This window comes from Ruegeria sp. AN11, assembly GCF_056536005.1.
Genome location: NZ_JBQFJD010000001.1, coordinates 1,005,887 through 1,024,059, shown reverse-complemented (window position 1 = coordinate 1,024,059; position 18,173 = coordinate 1,005,887). Strand labels below are relative to the sequence as shown.

Genomic DNA, 18,173 nt, shown 5'->3' with positions numbered 1-18,173 from the left:
TCTATGCAATTCACAATCAAGCAAATCGCCGAAGCGCTGGACGCCGAATGCCTGGGCGATACCAGCCTGATCGTCTATCGTGCCGCCGAACCGGGCGATGCAGGCGCAGATGATCTGGCCATGGCCATGTCGCCCAAATACGCCGACGCATTGTCCGGTGGGTCGGCAAAGGCTGCGGTTGTGTGGGAAGGCGCGGACTGGCAGGGGATGGGCTTGCAGGCCGCTATCTTTGTGCCACGCCCGCGGATGGCGATGGCAGGAATTACGGCGATGCTGGACCGAGGCCAGGGGGTCGCTCCGGGTATTCACCCTTCGGCCGTAGTCGACTCGACCGCAACGATTGCCGAAAACGTTTCGATTGGCCCACTTACGGTCATTGGTGCGCGGGCTCGCATTGGGGCCGGTTCGGTTATCGGCGCGCATTGCGTTGTCGGCATGGACGCCGTTCTGGGAGAATCTGCGGTTCTGCGAGAAATGGTCAGCATCGGTGCACGTGCAAAGATCGGTGACCGCTTCGTCGCGCAACCGGGTGCGCGCATTGGCAGCGACGGGTTCAGCTTTGTCACTCCGGAAGTGTCTGGCGTGGAAAACGTTCGCAAAACGATGGGAGATGCGGGGGATGCCAAGGCCCAGAACTGGCTGAGAATCCATTCGCTGGGCGCGGTGGAAATCGGCGATGATGTTGAGGTCGGCGCGAACTGCACCGTTGACAACGGCACCATACGCAACACCGTCATCGGCTCAGGTTCCAAGCTGGATAACCTGGTCCACGTGGGACACAACACGCGCGTTGGGCAGGACTGCCTGTTGTGCGGGCAGACCGGTGTTTCGGGGTCCGTTGAGATCGGAAATCATGTTGTGCTGGGCGGCCAGACCGGCGTCGTGGACAACATTTTCATCGGGGATGGCGTGATTGCCGGCGGGGGCACCAAGATCCTGTCCAATGTTCCGGCAGGGCGCGTAATTATGGGCTATCCGGGCATAAAAATGGAATCTCATACCGATATCTACAAGGCCCAACGCCGCTTGCCGCGCATGGCGCGTGACGTAGAGGCGCTGAAAAAGGCTGTTTTCAAACAGTCTTCGAGCGATTAAATCACAACCACCGTGATAATCAGAGGACCGATATGAGCATCACCGACCGCGTCATCTCCATCATTGCTGAGCAAGCCGTGCTGGAGCCTTCGGATGTGACGCCCGAAAGTACGCTCGAGGACCTGGGTATCGACAGTCTGGGCCTGGTTGAAAGCATCTTTGCCATCGAGGAGGAGTTCGACATCTCGGTGCCGTTCAATGCCAACGAACCGACGGCCAGCGATTTCGACATCTCAAATGTTGCAGCCATCATTGCAGGTATCGAAAAGCTTGTGTCGGAAAAGGTCTGACTGAGCCTCATGAAACGCGTTGTCATTACCGGGGCGGGCACGATCAACTCGCTGGGCCATTCCGTTCCCGATACGCTGGAGGCCATGCGCGAAGGCCGCTGCGGCATCTCTGAACTTGAGTTTCGCGATGTCGATCGTTTGGCTATCAAGATCGGCGGGCAGGTCAGGGGGTTCGAGGCCGAAGGCCGGTTCAATCGCCAGCAAATGTCGCTCTATGATCGGTTTACCCAATTCACATTGACGGCTGCCAAAGAGGCCATCGATCAGTCCGGGATCGAATTTCATGGCGATCTTGCGGCGCGTTCCGGTGTCGTTCTGGGAACGGCCGGTGGCGGTGTTTCCACATGGGACGACAATTACCGGTCGGTCTACGAAGACGGCAAGAACCGCGTACATCCTTTTGTTGTTCCCAAGTTGATGAACAACGCAGCCGCCAGCCATGTGTCAATGGAGCATAACCTCAAAGGCCCGAGCTTTACCGTTTCGACGGCGTGCGCCTCGTCAAATCATGCTATGGCACAGGCTTTCCAAATGGTTCGCAGCGGGGCTGCGCCCACGATGATCACTGGCGGTTCGGAATCCATGTTGTGTTTCGGGGGCGTAAAGGCCTGGGAAGGCCTGCGCGTTATGTCCAAGGACGCATGTCGACCGTTCAGTGCCAATCGAAACGGTATGGTCCAGGGCGAGGGCGCCGGGGTGTTCGTGTTTGAAGAATATGAACATGCGCGTGCGCGCGGCGCTGACATCCTGTGCGAGGTTGTGGGTTTTGCAATGTCGTCTGATGCATCCGATATTGTCATGCCCAGCAAACAGGGGGCATCCCGTGCGATGGCCGGGGCCCTGGCTGATGCAAAGCTGAACGCGAGCGAAGTGGGCTACATTAACGCCCATGGGACCGGCACCGCCGCCAACGACAAAACTGAATGTGCAGCGGTCGCGGACGTTTTTGGACCGCATGCGGATGATCTTATGATCTCGTCCACAAAGTCCATGCATGGACATCTGATCGGCGGGACCGGAGCGGTGGAACTGCTGGCCTGCATCATGGCTTTGCGGGACGGGATAGTTGCCCCGACAATCGGCTATGAGGAGCCTGATCCGGAATGTGCGCTGGATGTGGTCCCAAATATTGCGCGCGAAGCAAAAGTTGACGTTGCACTCAGCAACGCGTTTGCCTTTGGCGGATTGAATGCAGTCCTGGCATTGAAGCGGATCTGAAGCCAAAATAGCTTACAAACCAAAAACGCCGCCGAAGATTATTCGACGGCGTCTTTGATTGTTGGTCCGGATGATGTTCAGTTGATTTCCAACTTGTCGAATCCTGCAGTGAACCCTGCCAGAGAAATCTCAATCTCAAGAAGTTGGTTGGGTGCCAGAACCGAGACGACAGACATTTTGGCCGTGCTGCCGGCTTTCATGGCATCGACATCGCCTTGAGTGAACCCAAGCTGGGCCACGCAGCCGATGGGGTTGCAATGGTGGTAGTCATAACGTTTCCCCGGAGCGCCATCGATCGACAAAGCCAGTTGCGCTTGCAACATGATTTCGAGCGGTACAATGACTGTTGCGCCTGCAACTGCTGCGACACCTTCGGGCAATTTGTTGACCGATATCTCCGCAATTGGCTGGCCTTCTTGCCCGGACAGCGTCTGCCGCAGCAAGCAGGGGTCCTTACCTGCTTCTGTTTTGAGGCATCTGATTTCCCAGTCGCCGCTTTGCTCTTTGACGTATTGTTCACCTACGCGCGGACCGGTTTCGCCCAGGTCGAGATCGGAAGCCGCTTCCGTCTGCGGTGTCTCTGCCGGAGTTTGGTCGTCCTGAGATGTTTCCTGCGCTGCTGCGGTGCTGCACCAGAGTGCCGCGGAAACAAGGCTGAAAGACAGGATGTTCTTGATCATGAGTGCCTCGGTTGCGTGATTGAGCTTTTTGCCCGGTCTATCACCGTTAAAACAGGGTGTCAGTCACTAAGCTGCATTATTGGACGGATGTGAACGGATTCTTGCCCATTTGCACTGGTATTTACAACGTCCGGGCCAATGAAAAAGGGAGCCGGTGGAGCGGCTCCCTTCCTAGAATTTTCTCCCCGTCGGACTGGCCGACTTATTTATGCGCAGACGTTACGAAAGGGGGGCGCACGGGTCAACTGCTAACCTGAATTTTTAATATACTGACCAGTTCATTTTAGTGCGGGCCGAAAACAAAAATGCCGTGCCCGAAGGCACGGCCAGTCGACAGGGAGGAAGTCTGCCACCCCGGAGCCTTCGCCCATGAGGCGGCAAATAAACTATCGCAGTCAAAGGTTAACTTTGTATGCTGTCGTGGGATCGGTGATAAGCAAGGCGAATAATTCATGAACAACAGTATTTTCCTGGGTGGCGGTGGCAAGGATTACGCTGAACCGCAGGGTCTGACGCTGAAATATGCCAACCGACACGGTTTGATCGCCGGGGCCACCGGGACAGGCAAGACCGTTACGCTACAAATTCTGGCCGAAGGTTTCTCTAAGGCGGGCGTGCCTGTGTTTCTGTCAGATATCAAAGGTGACCTGTCTGGTCTGGCCTTGTCAGGAAGCCCGGATCACAAATTGCATCAGGCGTTTCAGGATCGCGCGCAACGCATCGGGCTGACTGATTTCGCCTACGCTGCCTGTCCGGTGACGTTCTGGGACCTGTTTGGCGAGCAGGGACATCCGGTCCGAACCACCGTCACCGAGATGGGTCCCTTGCTGTTGTCGCGTCTGATGGAACTGAGCGAGGCACAGGAAGGAATCCTGAACATCGCATTTCGTGTGGCCGACGAAGAAGGTATGCCGCTGCTGGACCTCAAGGACCTGCAGGCTCTGCTGGTCTGGATCGGTGAAAACCGCGCGCAGCTGTCCCTGCGATACGGCAATGTATCGACAGCGTCGATCGGGGCGATTCAGCGCCGTTTGCTGGTTCTTGAAAACCAGGGCGGAATCAAACTGTTCGGAGAGCCAGCGCTGGATCTGGCGGATCTGATGCGAACCGATCAGAACGGGCAGGGGATGGTGAATATTCTGGCCTCGGACAAGTTGATGGGCGCGCCTCGACTATACGCAACGTTCCTGCTGTGGCTGCTGAGCGAGCTGTTCGAAGAACTGCCCGAAGTGGGCGACCCCGAGAAACCCAAACTGGTTTTCTTTTTCGACGAAGCCCATCTGCTGTTCGATGATGCCCCGAAGGTTCTGGTGGACAAAGTTGAACAGGTCGCGCGCCTGATCCGGTCAAAGGGGGTCGGTGTGTATTTCATATCCCAAAACCCGGCCGACATACCCGAGGATATTCTGGGCCAGTTGGGCAACCGCATTCAGCATGCTTTGCGGGCTTTCACGGCGCGGGATCGCAAGAACCTGCGGTTGGCTGCGGAAACCTATCGTGAGAATCCCGAGTTCGATACCGAGGAAGCCATCCGAGAGGTCGGTGTGGGTGAGGCGGTAACGTCAATGCTGCAGAAGAAGGGCATACCCGGGATCGTCGAGCGCACATTGATCCGGCCACCGGGGTCCCAGCTTGGCCCGATCACGCAAAGCGAACGGCAGGCGATCCTTGATGCGTCGAGGATGCGGGCAAAATACGATCAGCCCGTCGATCGAAAGTCGGCGTTTGAAATACTTCAGGCCCGGGCCGACGCAGCAGCAAAGGAAGCCGAAGCTGCCGAGGCAGAAGAGCTGTTTGAAACACAGACACCTGCCGAGCGCGAGTTTGCCGCGGCCCGCAGGTATTCAGGGCAGCGCGTCAGCCGATCCTCTTCCCGCGTTTCGCGGAAACAGGATACGTTTGCATCAGCCATGAGTCAGGCGGTGATCAAGGAACTGAAAGGGACGACAGGCCGTCGCATCGTGCGTGGCATACTTGGCGGGTTGTTTCGCAATCGCTGAGTGAATGCGCCGTTCCTAATTGAGGCGGCGCTGACCTTCCTGTCGGCAGTATGCGTCCGCCTCGGCGACTGACATCTTGGTTGCCGGATAATCGATGGCCCGATCCCAAATGACCCGGTTCAGAGTATAGAGCTGGCAGGTCACAACCCCTTTTGGTGTTTGGACCTGGACAGGTGTTGTTTCAAGGCTTTCTGGGGACGGAACGCAGGCTGTCATAGCCGCGAGAACAGGCAGAACCAGGGCTGCTTTGGTGGTTGGTGCTTTCATGGTGGAACACAACTTTTCTAGGTTAACATACAGAATCGTTACAGATCGGCGGTTTAGGTGTGAGTGAGTGCCGAACAACAGCCAGAAACCATCTGGCTGATATACCCGTCTAGTCAGTTTTTCCTATCGATGCAACAAACCGCGCCGGCCAGCCGGCGCGGTTAACTCAATTGTAAGAAGTTTGAAATTATTTTTCGGGGATCAAACCACGCGGGCTGAATCTAAGAACAATCAATAGAATCAATCCCATGGTAAACAACCGCATATGCGCGGCGCTGTCGATCAGGTGCGCTTTGAGTGCACTTCCGTCAGGCATACCCGCAGTGATCAGATTCATCAGCCACAGACCGATGGGCTCTACCTGAACCCAAAGGAACCAGATCAGGAACGCACCAAGGACGGCGCCAAAGTTGTTGCCCGATCCGCCCACGATCACCATGACCCAGACAAGGAAGGTGAACCGCAGCGGGTTGTAGGTGCCTGGCGTCAGTTGCCCGTCCAGCGTGGTCATCATCGCGCCCGCTATGCCACAAATGGCCGATCCCAGAACGAAGATCTGCAGGTGGCGGCGGGTGACGTCTTTGCCCATCGCCTCGGCGGCGACCTCGTTGTCGCGAATGGCGCGCATCATGCGACCCCACGGGCTTTTCAATGCCATCTGCGCCATCCACAGCAGAACCAAAAGGACAATTAGGAACAGCAAGGAATAGCCAAGTTTCACGGACAGTGTTGAAGCCGTCACAGGGTCCAGTCCGAACCATTCGGCACGGGCAACGAAGCCGGGGTCATTCTGCAGGTCGACCTCATACCCGACCACAGGGGAAGGGCGGGGAATGCCGTAGACGTTCTTGACCCCACGCGCCAGCCAGTCCTCGTTCTTCATGATCGCGATAATGATCTCGGCGATACCGAGCGTCGCAATTGCCAGATAGTCCGAGCGCAAACCCAGCGCGGTTTTGCCAATCAGCCAGGCCGCTCCGGCGGCCAGCAGACCGCCAGCAGGCCAGGCCAGCAGAACGGGCAAGTTCAGACCGCCGATATTGCCTGCAACGGCAGGGTCAATCGCCTCGATTGCGGCAACGTTGGGATCGAAGATGGCGCGGTAGATAAAGAAACCAACGACCAGAATACCAATGATGGCGAGGGTCTGTGTACGTCCCTTGGGCATCTTCTGTGCAACCATCACGGCCGCAACGACGGTTGCGGCCCCCAGCAACAGCGCGAGGATCACACCAAAGCCACCACCGGACCAGGCGCCCGGCGTTGGCGCGGTCGAAACCAGCACAACAGCCAGACCGCCCAGCGCGACAAAGCCCATGACGCCGACATTGAAGAGGCCCGCAAAGCCCCATTGCAGGTTCACCCCGATGGACATGATGGCCGAGATCAGGCCCATGTTCAGGATCAGGATCGCCGCGTTCCAGCTTTGCGTGAACCCGGTCAGCAGGATCAGAGCGCCAACGACAACAAATAACAGTGTGTTTTTGACGGGCTCGCTCATATCACTTTCCCCTTAAACAGACCCGTGGGCTTAAACAGCAGCACAATCAGCAGGATCGCAAAGCTGACGGCGAATTTGTAATCGGTGGACAGGAACTGGACCAAGCCTGACGGCTCCAGACTTTCCGGCGCCAGATAGGTCAGTACCTTTTTCCACGCGTAGGTGATCGTCACTTCGGAAAACGCGATGATGAACCCGCCCGCGATGGCACCCAGAGGGTTGCCAAGCCCGCCTACGATCGCCGAGGCAAAGATCGGCAGCAGAAGCTGGAAATAGACAAAGGGCTTGAAGCTTTTATCGAGGCCGTAAAGCACACCGGCCGTTGTCGCTAGCGCAGCCACGATGATCCAGGTGATCATCACAACACGTTCGGGGTTGATGCCTGACAGCAAAGCCAGATCCTCGTTGTCCGAATAGGCCCGCATCGATTTACCGGTGCGGGTCTTGTTCAGGAACCAGAACAGCAGCGCCACGGCAACAACCGCCACGATCACGGTAATGCCCTGAGAGGTCTTGATCGCCAGCCCTTCTTGCAGGCCGGTCATCGCCTTGAAATCCCGCGCCGAAACAATGAACCGCGCGCCGTCAGAGAACCTTTGGTCATCCGGCCCGATGATGAACCGCACAAGCCCGTTCATGATGAACATCACGCCCATCGATACGATCACCAGAATGACCGGCTTGGCCTTTTGTTCCCTATAGAACCGATAGACCAGCCTGTCCGTGATCAGTACCAGAACGATACAGCCCAGAATGGCAAAGGGCAGGGCCAACAAGGCGGTCGGCAGCGGCCCGAAACTGACCCCGGCGGCCTGCAGGCCCCATGTGACCAGCACGGCGATCATCGCGCCAAAGGCCATCGTATCGCCATGGGCAAAGTTCGAGAACCGCAGGATACCGTAGATCAGCGTCACACCCAGAGCGCCCAGCGCCAACTGGCTGCCATAGGCGATCGCGGGAACAAGGACGAAGTTGGAGAGCGCCACAAAGGCGTTGAGAAAGTCCAAGTGCTATTCTCCGCTCGAGGGTTGTTTAGACAAGTTCATATTGGCTCTGACTCTGTCACTGATGTCACAGAGGACGCCTAGCGCTAGTCCGGCTAGGAGCAGCAAGAAGCCTTGGTTCAGGAGTGGGATTTTGGGGCCGGTAGGCAGGCCGTGGACCTCGGAGAACTGAGCGTCAATTGATAACAACAACTTGACGCCCAGAAAAATTGATATGAGCGCAAGAGTGCAGGTCAATAAAGCGAATATCCGTCCTATGGATGAAAAACTCATTGCTCACCCCCCCAAGAAACTCTTACGGACTTCGGGATCTGCCAGCAGTTCCCTGCCCGTGCCAGTATAGGCATTCCGCCCCTGAACCAGCACATATCCCTTGTCCGCGATCTCCAGCGCCTGACGGGCATTCTGTTCCACCATCAGGATCGGCAGGCCGGTGCGCGAGACCTCGATGATCCGGTCAAACAACTCATCCATCACGATGGGCGAGACCCCGGCGGTGGGTTCGTCCAGCATCAGGGCTTTCGGCTGAGTCATCAGCGCACGGCCCACGGCAACCTGTTGGCGCTGTCCACCCGACAGCTCTCCGGCGGCTTGGTTGCGTTTGTCGCGCAGGATGGGGAACAGGTCATAGACCTGCTCCATCGTCTGGCTGATATCATCGCGCCGGATGAAGGCGCCCATCTCCAGATTTTCTTCCACCGTCATCGAAGTGAAGATGTTCGAGGTCTGCGGCACAAACCCCATCCCCCGGATCACACGGTCCTGCGGGGTGAGGTTGGTAATGTCCTCGCCGTCCAGTCGCACCGAACCGGACCGGACGTCCAGCATTCCGAAAACGGCCTTCATCGCGGTCGACTTGCCAGCGCCGTTCGGGCCAACGATCACGGCGATTTCGCCCTTGTCGACGGCGATGGTGCAGTCATGCAGAATGTCCGGACCCTTGCCGTAGCCACCCGTCATCGTGTCGCCGATCAGAAAGGGACCACCTTCGACCCTGTGGGTTTCGCCGCTTTTGCTGTGTGCCGGCGTCATGGTGCCGGCACCGCGGGTGTTGGTGATCGAGGCGTCCTTGTTGCCGTGGTCATCCTGATAGGGATTGTCGCTCGTGCCAGCGGTCATGATTGGGCCTCCAGCTTGTCCTTGTTTTTCAAACCGGTGCCCAGATATGCTTCGATCACGTGCTCATTGGCCTTGATCTCGTCCAGAGTACCCTCGGCCAGCACTTTGCCCTCGGCCATACAGATGACCGGGTCGCAGATCTTGCCGATGAAATCCATGTCGTGCTCGATGACGACAAACGTATAGCCGCGCTCTTTGTTCAGACGCAGGATCGTGTCAGCGATGGTCATCAGCAGGGTGCGGTTCACGCCCGCGCCGACCTCGTCCAGAAACACGATCTTGGCGTCGACCATCATGGTACGGCCCAGTTCCAGCAGCTTCTTCTGCCCGCCCGAAACCTGACCGGCCTTGTGGTCGGCCAGATGCTCGATGGTCAGGAACTCCAGAACCTCGTCGGCTTTCGCGCGCAAAGCGCGTTCCTCATCTGCGATGCGCTTGCGTCCGAACCACGTGTTCCACAGCGATTCCCCTGATTGGGCACCGGGAACCATCATCAGGTTCTCGCGGCAGCTCATCGATGAGAATTCGTGCGCGATCTGGAAGGTGCGCAGCAAGCCCTTGTGAAACAGCTCATGCGGAGGCAGGCCGGTGATGTCCTCGCCATCCATGAACACTTTTCCGCTTGTGGGGGGCAGTACCCCGGCGATCACGTTGAACAGAGTGGTTTTTCCGGCCCCGTTCGGCCCGATCAGACCGGTGATTGAACCCTTTTGGATTTCCAGCGATGCCCCATCCACCGCATGAAACCCGCCGAAATGCTTATGCACGTCTTCGACGACGATCATATTATCCCCTTGCCGCCCTGTTCGGCGTTCTTGTTGTCCCATCCCCAGAGAAGAGGTGCGGTCTTTTGTCATTGAAACAGCCCGGACACAAGGCCCGGGCTGCTCGATTTATAACTTGTACTGAAGCGTCAACGGAAGTTGACTGTCTTGTTTTCGCCGTCGGTCACTTCGATCTCGCGGTAAGAACCAGCGCTCTCGCCGGGGCCGATCAGTTCCACGCCCGAGGCGCCGACATAGTCGATGTCCTGACCTGCGGCCAGCAGTTCCAGACCCTTGGCCAGTTCACCCGGATAGATCTTTTCACCCGGAGCGTTGGCGACGTCCATGATCTTGGCGCCGTAGTCCGCCGGGTTGGTCGACCCTGCGGCCTGCATGGCCAGCATGAACAACGCGGCGGCGTCATAGGATTCAGGCGAGTAGGGCGACGAGCCGTCGAAGCCACCGGCCTCGGCCATGGCAAAGTACTTCTCGGCACCTTCACCACCCGAACCGGCGATCTGACCGAACGAGCCGTTCAGGTCGGGTCCGACATTTGCGGGCAGCGAGTCACCGATCATGCCGCCGGGCAGACCGAACGTGTCGAATGCACCGCTGTCCAGTGCAGACTGGATGATGCCCAGACCGCCCTGGTCCAGATAACCGGCAACCACCAGAATATCGCCACCTGCCGACGCCAGAGCGCCAACTTCGGCCGAATAGTCGGCTTTACCGTCTTCGTGCGCCGCAACTATGGTGATTTCACCGCCAGCTGCTTCGAACGAAGTCTGGATCGCGTCCGCCAGACCCTTGCCGTAGTCGTTGTTGGTGTAAGTCAGAGCGATCGAGTTGATGCCGCGGTCTTTCAGAATGTCTGCCATCACCTGACCTTCGCGCGCATCCGAAGGTGCGGTGCGGAAGAACAGGCCGTTGTCTTCCATGGTCGACAGACCGGGCGACGTTGCCGACGGCGAGATCATGACCATGCCGTTCGGGATTGCGACGTTCTGCAGGATCGCGCCGGTCACACCCGAGCAGTCGCCGCCGATGATGCCGGCAACGCCATCGGCAATCATGCGTTCGCCGTTCGAGGTGGCCAGACCGTTGTCGATGCAGCCGGTATCGGCCCGGGTTCCGGTGACGGTTGCGCCATCCAGAAGTTTGCCGGATTCCGTGACTTCGGCCATCGCCATTTCTGCGCCGGACCCCATCGCAGGTGCCAGAGATTCAATCGGGCCGGTGAAGCCAAACAGGATGCCAAGTTTGACATCTTCGGCCATGGCGGTACCGGCCAGCAAAGCGGTTGCTGCAGTTGCTGTTAGCAGCTTTTTCATAAGGTTACTCCCATATTGGAACGTTAACGTCCGGCCATGACCCTAGGCAAGCAATGCGAAAAAGGGAAGTCCTAACGAAAAAGTGCTTTTGCTTGTCCTAACTCTATTTGTTTTGTTGGGTTTAACCAAAACTTGGGCGTCTGGCCAAAGCAGGAGGGTAATGATGATCAGGGTTTGCGCGATTCTTTCGCTGCTGGGGATTGCTGTGACCGCATGGGCGGATGAACTGCAAACCTCGCAAGGCCCGGTAAGTGTCGAGGAAATGGCCACCGGGCTGGATACGCCGTGGGCGATCGGGATAATCTCCGACGACATATTTCTGGTGACGGAGCGAGACGGCGATCTTTTGTATTTCGACGGGGACAGAAGCCAACAGGTCTCGGGCGTGCCTGCCGTGGTCGCATCGGGGCAGGGCGGTTTGCTGGATGTCACAATCGCCCGTGATTTCGCGCGTAGCAGAGAGATCTTTCTTACCTTCTCCAAAGCTCAACAGGGTGGTGCAGGCACAGCGGTCGCGGTGGCTCGTCTTTCGGAAGACGGAAAAAAGCTCACCAACGTCCGCATCATTTTCGAGGCTATTCCAGGCGGATCAGGTGGCCGCCATTTCGGCTCGCGCGTGGTCGAAGCAACGAATGGCAGATTGTTCGTGACGCTGGGCGAGCGTGGGGACCGTCCTGCGGCCCAGGACAGGTCCAATCATCTTGGAACGGTCATTCGGATCAACCGCGATGGCACGGTTCCCGCAGACAATCCCTTCGTTGGTCAGGCCGCGATACGGCCCGAAATCTGGTCTTACGGCCATCGAAACCCGCAGGGCGCAGGGCTGGACGCCCGGGGCCGTTTGTGGGTATCGGAACATGGGGCCAAGGGTGGTGACGAGGTCAATCTGGTTCAACCCGGCACCAATTACGGTTGGCCGGTTATCTCGTACGGTGTTCACTATTCCGGTCAGAAGATCGGTGAAGGCACGTCAAAGCCGGGCATGAAGCAGCCCGAACATTACTGGGACCCCTCCATCGCCCCTTCGGGATTGCTGGTCTATTCCGGCAATATGGTGCCCAAGTGGAAGGGGGATATCTTTGTCGGGTCGCTCAAGTTTGACTACATCGCGCGTCTGGCAGGTTCTCCGCTGCGCGAAGTGGAGCAGATCAAAGGCCCGATGACCGAGCGTGTGAGGGACATCGTCGAAGGTCCCGATGGGGCAATCTGGTTCATTTCCGTAGGACAGGGCGCGGTCTACAGGATGTCACGCTGAGCGCGCCAACCCCGCGGTCCTTAGACCGACAACCGCCCGCTTTGCGTTCCACGCTCACGATAAGGGGTGGTGTTGTAGTGCGCCCGGTAGCATTTCGAGAAATGCGAAGGGCTGGCAAAGCCGCAGGCGAGTGCCACGTTGATGACGCTCATATCCGTCTGCATCAGCAGGTTGCGGGCCTTGTGAAGACGCAGTTCCATATAATACCGCTTGGGTGATCGGCTCAGGTAGCGACGGAACAGACGCTCCAGCTGGCGGGTCGACATGCCGACTTCTTTCGCCAGAATCGAAGGCGAAATCGGCTCTTCGATGTTCTTTTCCATCATCAGAATGACCTGACTCAGCTTGGGGTGCCGCACACCGATCCGTGTCGGGGTCGACAGCCGCTGTGTATCCTGATCTGTGCGGATCGATGAATAGATCATCTGGTCGGCCACGGCGTTTGCCAGATCCTCACCGAATTCATCTGCGATCAGCTTGAGCATCAGGTCGATGGACGAAGTACCACCTGCAGTCGTCATGCGATTGCCGTCGATCAGGAACACCGATTTGGTCAGTTCCACTTCATCGAACTCCTCGATGAAACTGTCGGAGTTTTCCCAGTGGATCGTCGCCCGTTTTCCGTCCAGAAGACCGGCCTTTGCCATCGTGTAAGCCGCTGTACACAGCCCGCCGACCTTGAGCCCTCGGCGCGCCTCGCGACGCAACCAGTTCAGCACTTTTTTCGTTGTTGCGGTCTGAACATCGACACCGCCGCAGATCAGGACAACCTCGTCGCGGCGCAGTTCGATCAGATCGGCGTCCAGTTTGAAGGTTGTTCCGGCGGAACAACTGACGGTGTCACCGCCTTCGCCCACCAGTGACCACGTATAAAGCTGGCGACCGGCCATGCGGTTGGCGATCCGCAGGCTGTCCAGCGCAGACGCAAAGGACAAAAGTGAGAATTTGTCCAGCAAAACGAAAACGAAGTTTTGCGGATTGGACGCAGTGTCTGGCACCGTGACAACTTGGCGTTGCTCTTTCATGGCGTGATGTCCTTGATTCGGCGCCGGGTGATCGTTTTCCCGGCGTCAGCTTTATCAGTCACCATGACCAAAGCTTGTTTGCGGCGTCAAGGGGCGCAAATGGGATATGGTCACTCTTCAATACATTTTGTATAGAGGCGACCTGACTACTTCAGCGGAGATCAAAGCTATGACAGAATGGCAAAAAACGGACTGGCGCAACAAGCCACGGGTTCAGATGCCAGACTATACCGACGCGGCCGCCCTGGCCAAGGTCGAGGCCCAGCTTTCACAGTATCCCCCGCTGGTTTTTGCCGGTGAGGCGCGGCGCCTCAAGCAACATCTGGGTGCCGCCGGTCGCGGCGAAGCCTTCCTGCTGCAGGGCGGGGATTGTGCTGAAAGTTTTGAACAATTCAGCGCGGACGCGATCCGCGACACCTTCAAGGTGATGCTGCAGATGGCGATGGTGCTGACCTATGGTGCAAAGGTGCCGGTGGTCAAAGTCGGCCGCATGGCCGGCCAGTTCGCCAAGCCGCGCAGCGCCCCGACCGAGGTGGTGAATGGCGTCGAACTGCCCAGCTATCGTGGTGACATCATCAACGAACTGGCCTTTACGCCCGAGGCGCGGATTCCGAATCCGGACAAGATGCTTCAGGCCTACACGCAGGCGGCGGCCACGCTGAACCTGTTGCGCGCATTTTCGACCGGCGGATTCGCGGACATGAGCCGTGTCCATTCCTGGACTCTGGGCTTCACCGACAAACAGGATGTCCAGAAATATTCCGAGATCGCGGATCGTATTCAAGACACCATCGATTTCATGGGCGCAGCCGGGATCACGGCGGATACAACGCATGAGTTTTCGACGGTTGAGTTCTACACCAGTCACGAAGGGCTGCTGCTGGAATATGAAGAGGCCCTGACGCGTCTTGATTCCACGTCCGGCAACTGGCTGGCTGGCTCCGGGCACATGATCTGGATCGGCGACCGCACCCGTCAGCCTGACGGTGCGCATGTCGAGTTCTGCCGTGGCGTTCAGAATCCGATCGGGTTGAAATGCGGCCCGACCACAACGGCCGAAGACCTCAAGGTTCTGATGTCGAAGCTGAACCCGGAGAATGAAGAAGGCCGTCTGACCCTGATTGCACGCTTTGGTGCGGGTAACGCGGGCGAGCATCTGCCGCGCCTGATAAAGGCCGTCAAGGAAGAGGGCGCCAAGGTCACCTGGGTCTGCGATCCGATGCACGGCAATACGATCAAGTCGGCCACGGGCTACAAGACCCGCCCGTTCGACTCGGTCCTGCGCGAAGTGCGCGACTTCTTCGGTGTGCATCAGGCCGAGGGCACCATCCCCGGCGGCGTTCATTTCGAGATGACAGGTTTGGACGTGACCGAATGCACCGGTGGCGTGCGGGCCGTGACCGAAGAAGACCTGTCGGATCGCTATCATACCGCCTGCGACCCACGCCTGAACGCGTCCCAGTCGCTGGAGCTGGCGTTTCTGGTCGCTGAGGAACTGACCAACCTCCGCCGCGAACGCGTTAAGCGCGAAGCCAGCTGATAGTGCTTCCCAGAAAAGCAGAACGGCGGGCCATGGTGCCCGCCGTTTTCATTTGATCGGATTAGTTCAATCCTTTCGCGAAACGACAAGCCGCAAATGAGAGGCGGGGTGTTTGAACCCTTCTTGTTTCTCGGCAAACCCCTCGGCCAATTGTTTCTGTGCGATTTGGGGGGCTTGGATTTCGGAAACAGCGCGGATCCGACTTTCCTTGATCGCAAAACGTCTGGGGGTGGCACCAATGGTGCCGTCGCTGACCATCACGCCCAGTATCCGGCTGACATCGCCCAGATCGCTTCTCAGTGGCAAAAGGATCATGCGTGCCTGCAAACGCGCGCTGCCCAAACGTCCTTTTGAGATCAGGTCCATCTCTGCCAGCGCGGGTTCCGAAAAAACCCGTTCCAGAACTTCGGTAATCTGCCGCCTCGCAGAGGCCTCGAAAAATGCGGTAAGGGGCATGCCGCGGACTTCCATGCCAGCCAGTTTGGTCTGATGGCTGCCTGCAAGGCGGAACCGCGCCAAACCGGGGGCGATACGTTCAAGAACAAAGGTGTATTCCAGAATATTCTCAAGTCCGCGCGGGTCGATCTGTGACCGCATCGGAACGCCGTCACCGGTTAAAAGAGCCGTCCAGTAGGCTTCGGCCTGACGGATCGGAGTAAGACTGCGCCCACTGTCAAAACGGTCCATTGCAACGATCTTTCCAATTTTGGACCCGGAACCATTCCCGAAAAGAGACTTCATTTTCGTCACCCCGTACCAATCAAACGCCATTTTCATAAAATGCTACGCATTACGGCCATAGGCGTTCCAACAACCACGAAAGGAAGATTGGCACGGGTTGACTCAATTTTGGAGGAATTCTTTAACGAATGGTTAACTTTCGGGAGTTCACGCAATCACAGCAAGGTCTTGCCCTGTGGCGGTCTATGGCATTAGGTGCGGCAAGCACGCAGGAAATGGCATCGACAGAAAGGGCAGGCATGATCAGATCCATGACCGGATTTGCCTCGGGTAAGGGGGCTTTCGGGCCGCATAGCTGGACGTGGGAGCTCCGCAGCGTGAATGGCAAGGGTCTGGACATGCGCCTGCGCCTGCCGGATTGGCTGACCGGATTGGAAGCCGCTTTGCGGGGAGAACTGTCCAAATCTCTTAGCCGCGGCAATGTGACTTTGTCGTTGCGGCTGAGCCGCGAAGAAACGGCACCAGATCTTGTGCTGAATGAAACCGCGATGGAATCGGCATTGGATGCACTGGCTCGAACAGAAAACATGGCTGCAGCGCGGGGCTTGACGCTTGCGCCATCCTGTGCCGCAGATTTGCTTGCGTTGAAAGGCATGATGGAAGCGGGCAATGATACGGACGATGCCGCGCCTTTGGTCGCACATCTTCAGTCTGAATTTCCTGCACTTCTGGGCGCCTTTATCGACATGCGGCGAGCCGAGGGAAAAGCATTGGCCGGTATACTTGACGGGCAACTGGATCAGGTCGCGGCGCTGACAGCTCAGGCGGCTGAGTTGGCCGAAAAGCGCAAAGGCAAGGCTGCCGAGGCGTTGCAGGAGAACCTGGCCCGCGTTCTGGACAACGCTCAGGGTGCGGACCCGGACCGCGTCGCGCAAGAGCTTGCGCTGATCGCCGTTAAGGCGGACATCACCGAAGAGATTGACAGACTGGGTGCTCACGTGACCGCCGCCCGCACTTTGCTGGCGCAGGACGGGGCGGTAGGACGCAAGCTGGACTTCCTGATGCAGGAATTCAATCGCGAGGCCAACACCTTGTGTTCCAAGGCGCAAAGCGCGGAGCTTACTGCCGTAGGTCTCGAACTTAAGGCTGTGATAGATCAGATGCGCGAACAAGTGCAAAACGTGGAATAGGATCGGAGCGTAAGGATATGGCGGATAGACGAGGCCTTCTTATCATTCTGTCCTCGCCATCGGGCGCGGGCAAATCCACGCTGGCCAAACGGTTGATGAGTTGGGACACAGAGCTGGAGTTTTCAGTTTCGGCAACAACCCGCGCGCCGCGACCGGGCGAAGAACACGGGCGCGACTACTATTTTTTAAGCGAAGACACATTCCGTCAGCAGGTTTCAGACGGTCAGATGCTGGAACACGCGCATGTTTTCGGAAACTTCTATGGTTCTCCCGCAGGTCCGGTTCGCGAGTCGATCAACAGTGGCAAGGATGTCCTGTTCGATGTCGACTGGCAGGGTGAGGTGCAGATCCGGAACTCGGATCTGGGCAAACATGCGCTTTCGATCTTTATTCTTCCGCCTTCGATTCCGGAATTGCGTCGCAGGTTGGAAAGCCGGGGGCAGGACAGTGAAGAAGTGATCGCCAAACGGATGCTCAAAAGCTGGGACGAAATCAGCCATTGGGGGTATTACGATTACGTGCTGATCAATGACGATCTGAATGCAACCGAAGAAAAGCTGAAGACGATCGTCAGCGCCGAGCGAATGCGCCGCATTCAGCAACCCGCGTTGCAGGATCATGTACGGACATTGCAAAGTGAATTCGAGGGTTTGTCATGACCATCTACGCACTGGGCGAACACACACCGCAACTTCACGAGGATACCTGGGTTGCGCCCGACGCCAATTTGATTGGGAAGGTCGTGCTGGAGCAAGGCGCCTCGGTCTGGTTCGGCTGCACCATCCGCGCCGATCACGAGGAAATTCGCGTAGGTGCGGGCAGCAATGTGCAGGAAAACTGCGTCATGCATATCGACGCCGGTTTCCCGCTGACCATCGGGGCCAATTGCACCATTGGCCACAAGGTCATGCTGCACGGCTGCACAATCGGTGAGAATACCTTGATCGGGATGGGTGCCATCGTTCTGAACGGGGCCAGGATCGGCAAGAACTGCCTGATCGGGGCCGGGGCGCTGATCACCGAAAACAAGGAGATTCCGGACAATTCCCTGGTCATGGGATCGCCCGGAAAGGTCGTGCGCCAGGTGGATGAGGCGACGGCGCAGCGGCTTACACTCAGCGCGCAGCACTATCAGGAAAATATGCGGAGATTTCGTGAATCCCTGAAGCCGATTTCATAGGCCTTTTGACGAGACAAGTAGAAAGGCTGCAGC

Annotated in this window: 18 protein-coding genes; 9 read left to right on the top strand and 9 right to left on the bottom strand. The window is 57.7% G+C overall.

Annotation, left to right across the window (positions count from 1 at the left end):
• Positions 1-3: 3 nt before the first annotated feature.
• From lpxD to ACR3EQ_RS05040, 3 genes are read left to right on the top strand one after another with little or no spacing between them, the layout of a single operon-like run.
• Positions 4-1,095, top strand: coding sequence for a UDP-3-O-(3-hydroxymyristoyl)glucosamine N-acyltransferase (gene lpxD / locus ACR3EQ_RS05050; protein WP_480489978.1), 1,092 nt, complete (start codon positions 4-6; stop codon positions 1,093-1,095).
• A 32-nt stretch (positions 1,096-1,127) separates the two neighbouring features.
• Positions 1,128-1,385, top strand: a complete 258-nt coding sequence (locus tag ACR3EQ_RS05045) for an acyl carrier protein (RefSeq protein WP_170615009.1) — start codon at positions 1,128-1,130, stop codon at positions 1,383-1,385.
• 9 nt (positions 1,386-1,394) lie between these two features.
• Entirely contained in the window at positions 1,395-2,603 is a 1,209-nt protein-coding gene (locus ACR3EQ_RS05040) for a beta-ketoacyl-[acyl-carrier-protein] synthase family protein (protein WP_170615010.1), read from the top strand.
• 77 nt (positions 2,604-2,680) lie between these two features.
• On the opposite strand, the gene ACR3EQ_RS05035 is transcribed toward ACR3EQ_RS05040, so the two are convergent.
• Positions 2,681-3,283: an invasion associated locus B family protein gene (locus ACR3EQ_RS05035; protein ID WP_170615011.1), complete on the bottom strand. Its 603-nt coding sequence runs from the start codon at positions 3,281-3,283 to the stop codon at positions 2,681-2,683.
• Positions 3,284-3,735: 452 nt separating this feature from the next.
• On the opposite strand from ACR3EQ_RS05035, the gene ACR3EQ_RS05030 reads away from it, so the two are divergent.
• A complete protein-coding gene (locus ACR3EQ_RS05030) occupies positions 3,736-5,283 on the top strand; it encodes a helicase HerA-like domain-containing protein (protein WP_170615012.1) in 1,548 nt (515 codons plus the stop codon).
• A gap of 15 nt (positions 5,284-5,298) precedes the next feature.
• On the opposite strand, the gene ACR3EQ_RS05025 is transcribed toward ACR3EQ_RS05030, so the two are convergent.
• From ACR3EQ_RS05025 to ACR3EQ_RS05000, 6 genes are all read right to left on the bottom strand, one after another.
• A complete protein-coding gene (locus ACR3EQ_RS05025) occupies positions 5,299-5,550 on the bottom strand; it encodes a hypothetical protein (RefSeq protein WP_170677152.1) in 252 nt (83 codons plus the stop codon).
• Between the two features lie 187 nt (positions 5,551-5,737).
• On the bottom strand, positions 5,738-7,051 hold the full coding sequence (locus ACR3EQ_RS05020) for a branched-chain amino acid ABC transporter permease (RefSeq protein WP_170618984.1): 1,314 nt from the start codon (positions 7,049-7,051) through the stop codon (positions 5,738-5,740).
• Positions 7,048-8,058 carry a branched-chain amino acid ABC transporter permease gene (locus ACR3EQ_RS05015; protein WP_170615015.1) on the bottom strand — a complete coding sequence of 337 codons (1,011 nt, stop codon included), beginning with the start codon at positions 8,056-8,058 and terminating at the stop codon, positions 7,048-7,050. Before ACR3EQ_RS05015 ends, ACR3EQ_RS05020 begins: the two co-directional genes overlap by 4 nt.
• Positions 8,059-8,331: 273 nt before the next feature.
• Complete coding sequence (locus tag ACR3EQ_RS05010) at positions 8,332-9,174, bottom strand: ABC transporter ATP-binding protein (protein WP_480489975.1); 843 nt, start codon at positions 9,172-9,174, stop codon at positions 8,332-8,334.
• Positions 9,171-9,959, bottom strand: a complete 789-nt coding sequence (locus ACR3EQ_RS05005; RefSeq protein WP_170615017.1) for an ABC transporter ATP-binding protein — start codon at positions 9,957-9,959, stop codon at positions 9,171-9,173. The genes ACR3EQ_RS05010 and ACR3EQ_RS05005 overlap by 4 nt, the downstream gene beginning before the upstream one ends.
• Before the next feature lie 128 nt (positions 9,960-10,087).
• Positions 10,088-11,269, bottom strand: coding sequence for an ABC transporter substrate-binding protein (locus ACR3EQ_RS05000; protein WP_170615018.1), 1,182 nt, complete (start codon positions 11,267-11,269; stop codon positions 10,088-10,090).
• 163 nt (positions 11,270-11,432) lie between these two features.
• Between ACR3EQ_RS05000 and ACR3EQ_RS04995 the strand changes: the two genes are divergently transcribed.
• Positions 11,433-12,524 (top strand): PQQ-dependent sugar dehydrogenase, encoded by a 1,092-nt coding sequence (locus ACR3EQ_RS04995; protein ID WP_170615019.1) that lies wholly within the window; start codon positions 11,433-11,435, stop codon positions 12,522-12,524.
• Between the two features lie 20 nt (positions 12,525-12,544).
• Here the strand turns inward: ACR3EQ_RS04995 and ACR3EQ_RS04990 are convergent, their stop codons facing one another.
• Positions 12,545-13,549 carry a GlxA family transcriptional regulator gene (locus ACR3EQ_RS04990; RefSeq protein ID WP_170615020.1) on the bottom strand — a complete coding sequence of 335 codons (1,005 nt, stop codon included), beginning with the start codon at positions 13,547-13,549 and terminating at the stop codon, positions 12,545-12,547.
• Between the two features lie 169 nt (positions 13,550-13,718).
• On the opposite strand from ACR3EQ_RS04990, the gene ACR3EQ_RS04985 reads away from it, so the two are divergent.
• Positions 13,719-15,089 carry a class II 3-deoxy-7-phosphoheptulonate synthase gene (locus ACR3EQ_RS04985; RefSeq protein WP_480489972.1) on the top strand — a complete coding sequence of 457 codons (1,371 nt, stop codon included), beginning with the start codon at positions 13,719-13,721 and terminating at the stop codon, positions 15,087-15,089.
• A gap of 66 nt (positions 15,090-15,155) precedes the next feature.
• Here the strand turns inward: ACR3EQ_RS04985 and ACR3EQ_RS04980 are convergent, their stop codons facing one another.
• The gene (locus ACR3EQ_RS04980; RefSeq protein WP_480489970.1) at positions 15,156-15,830 is read right to left on the bottom strand and encodes a PAS domain-containing protein; all 675 of its coding nucleotides are present in this window, start codon (positions 15,828-15,830) and stop codon (positions 15,156-15,158) included.
• Between the two features lie 239 nt (positions 15,831-16,069).
• Here ACR3EQ_RS04980 and ACR3EQ_RS04975 point away from each other — a divergent pair, with 239 nt between their 5' ends.
• Genes ACR3EQ_RS04975 through ACR3EQ_RS04965 form a run of 3 tightly spaced genes read left to right on the top strand, consistent with a single transcriptional unit; the run spans position 16,070 to position 18,140 of the window.
• Positions 16,070-16,960 (top strand): YicC/YloC family endoribonuclease, encoded by an 891-nt coding sequence (locus tag ACR3EQ_RS04975; protein ID WP_170615023.1) that lies wholly within the window; start codon positions 16,070-16,072, stop codon positions 16,958-16,960.
• Positions 16,961-16,977: 17 nt separating this feature from the next.
• Entirely contained in the window at positions 16,978-17,619 is a 642-nt protein-coding gene (gene gmk / locus ACR3EQ_RS04970) for a guanylate kinase (protein ID WP_170615024.1), read from the top strand.
• A complete protein-coding gene (locus ACR3EQ_RS04965) occupies positions 17,616-18,140 on the top strand; it encodes a gamma carbonic anhydrase family protein (protein WP_170615025.1) in 525 nt (174 codons plus the stop codon). Before gmk ends, ACR3EQ_RS04965 begins: the two co-directional genes overlap by 4 nt.
• Positions 18,141-18,173: the final 33 nt, after the last annotated feature.

What these genes read in the sequence shown, in the direction of transcription:
- lpxD (WP_480489978.1), top strand. Translation starts at nt 4, where the DNA reads ATGCAATTCACAATCAAGCAAATCGCCGAAGCGCTGGACGCCGAATGC.
- ACR3EQ_RS05045 (WP_170615009.1), top strand. Translation starts at nt 1,128, where the DNA reads ATGAGCATCACCGACCGCGTCATCTCCATCATTGCTGAGCAAGCCGTG.
- ACR3EQ_RS05040 (WP_170615010.1), top strand. Translation starts at nt 1,395, where the DNA reads ATGAAACGCGTTGTCATTACCGGGGCGGGCACGATCAACTCGCTGGGC.
- ACR3EQ_RS05035 (WP_170615011.1), bottom strand. Translation starts at nt 3,283, where the DNA reads ATGATCAAGAACATCCTGTCTTTCAGCCTTGTTTCCGCGGCACTCTGG.
- ACR3EQ_RS05030 (WP_170615012.1), top strand. Translation starts at nt 3,736, where the DNA reads ATGAACAACAGTATTTTCCTGGGTGGCGGTGGCAAGGATTACGCTGAA.
- ACR3EQ_RS05025 (WP_170677152.1), bottom strand. Translation starts at nt 5,550, where the DNA reads ATGAAAGCACCAACCACCAAAGCAGCCCTGGTTCTGCCTGTTCTCGCG.
- ACR3EQ_RS05020 (WP_170618984.1), bottom strand. Translation starts at nt 7,051, where the DNA reads ATGAGCGAGCCCGTCAAAAACACACTGTTATTTGTTGTCGTTGGCGCT.
- ACR3EQ_RS05010 (WP_480489975.1), bottom strand. Translation starts at nt 9,174, where the DNA reads ATGACCGCTGGCACGAGCGACAATCCCTATCAGGATGACCACGGCAAC.
- ACR3EQ_RS05005 (WP_170615017.1), bottom strand. Translation starts at nt 9,959, where the DNA reads ATGATCGTCGTCGAAGACGTGCATAAGCATTTCGGCGGGTTTCATGCG.
- ACR3EQ_RS05000 (WP_170615018.1), bottom strand. Translation starts at nt 11,269, where the DNA reads ATGAAAAAGCTGCTAACAGCAACTGCAGCAACCGCTTTGCTGGCCGGT.
- ACR3EQ_RS04995 (WP_170615019.1), top strand. Translation starts at nt 11,433, where the DNA reads ATGATCAGGGTTTGCGCGATTCTTTCGCTGCTGGGGATTGCTGTGACC.
- ACR3EQ_RS04990 (WP_170615020.1), bottom strand. Translation starts at nt 13,549, where the DNA reads ATGAAAGAGCAACGCCAAGTTGTCACGGTGCCAGACACTGCGTCCAAT.
- ACR3EQ_RS04985 (WP_480489972.1), top strand. Translation starts at nt 13,719, where the DNA reads ATGACAGAATGGCAAAAAACGGACTGGCGCAACAAGCCACGGGTTCAG.
- ACR3EQ_RS04980 (WP_480489970.1), bottom strand. Translation starts at nt 15,830, where the DNA reads ATGAAGTCTCTTTTCGGGAATGGTTCCGGGTCCAAAATTGGAAAGATC.
- ACR3EQ_RS04975 (WP_170615023.1), top strand. Translation starts at nt 16,070, where the DNA reads ATGATCAGATCCATGACCGGATTTGCCTCGGGTAAGGGGGCTTTCGGG.
- gmk (WP_170615024.1), top strand. Translation starts at nt 16,978, where the DNA reads ATGGCGGATAGACGAGGCCTTCTTATCATTCTGTCCTCGCCATCGGGC.
- ACR3EQ_RS04965 (WP_170615025.1), top strand. Translation starts at nt 17,616, where the DNA reads ATGACCATCTACGCACTGGGCGAACACACACCGCAACTTCACGAGGAT.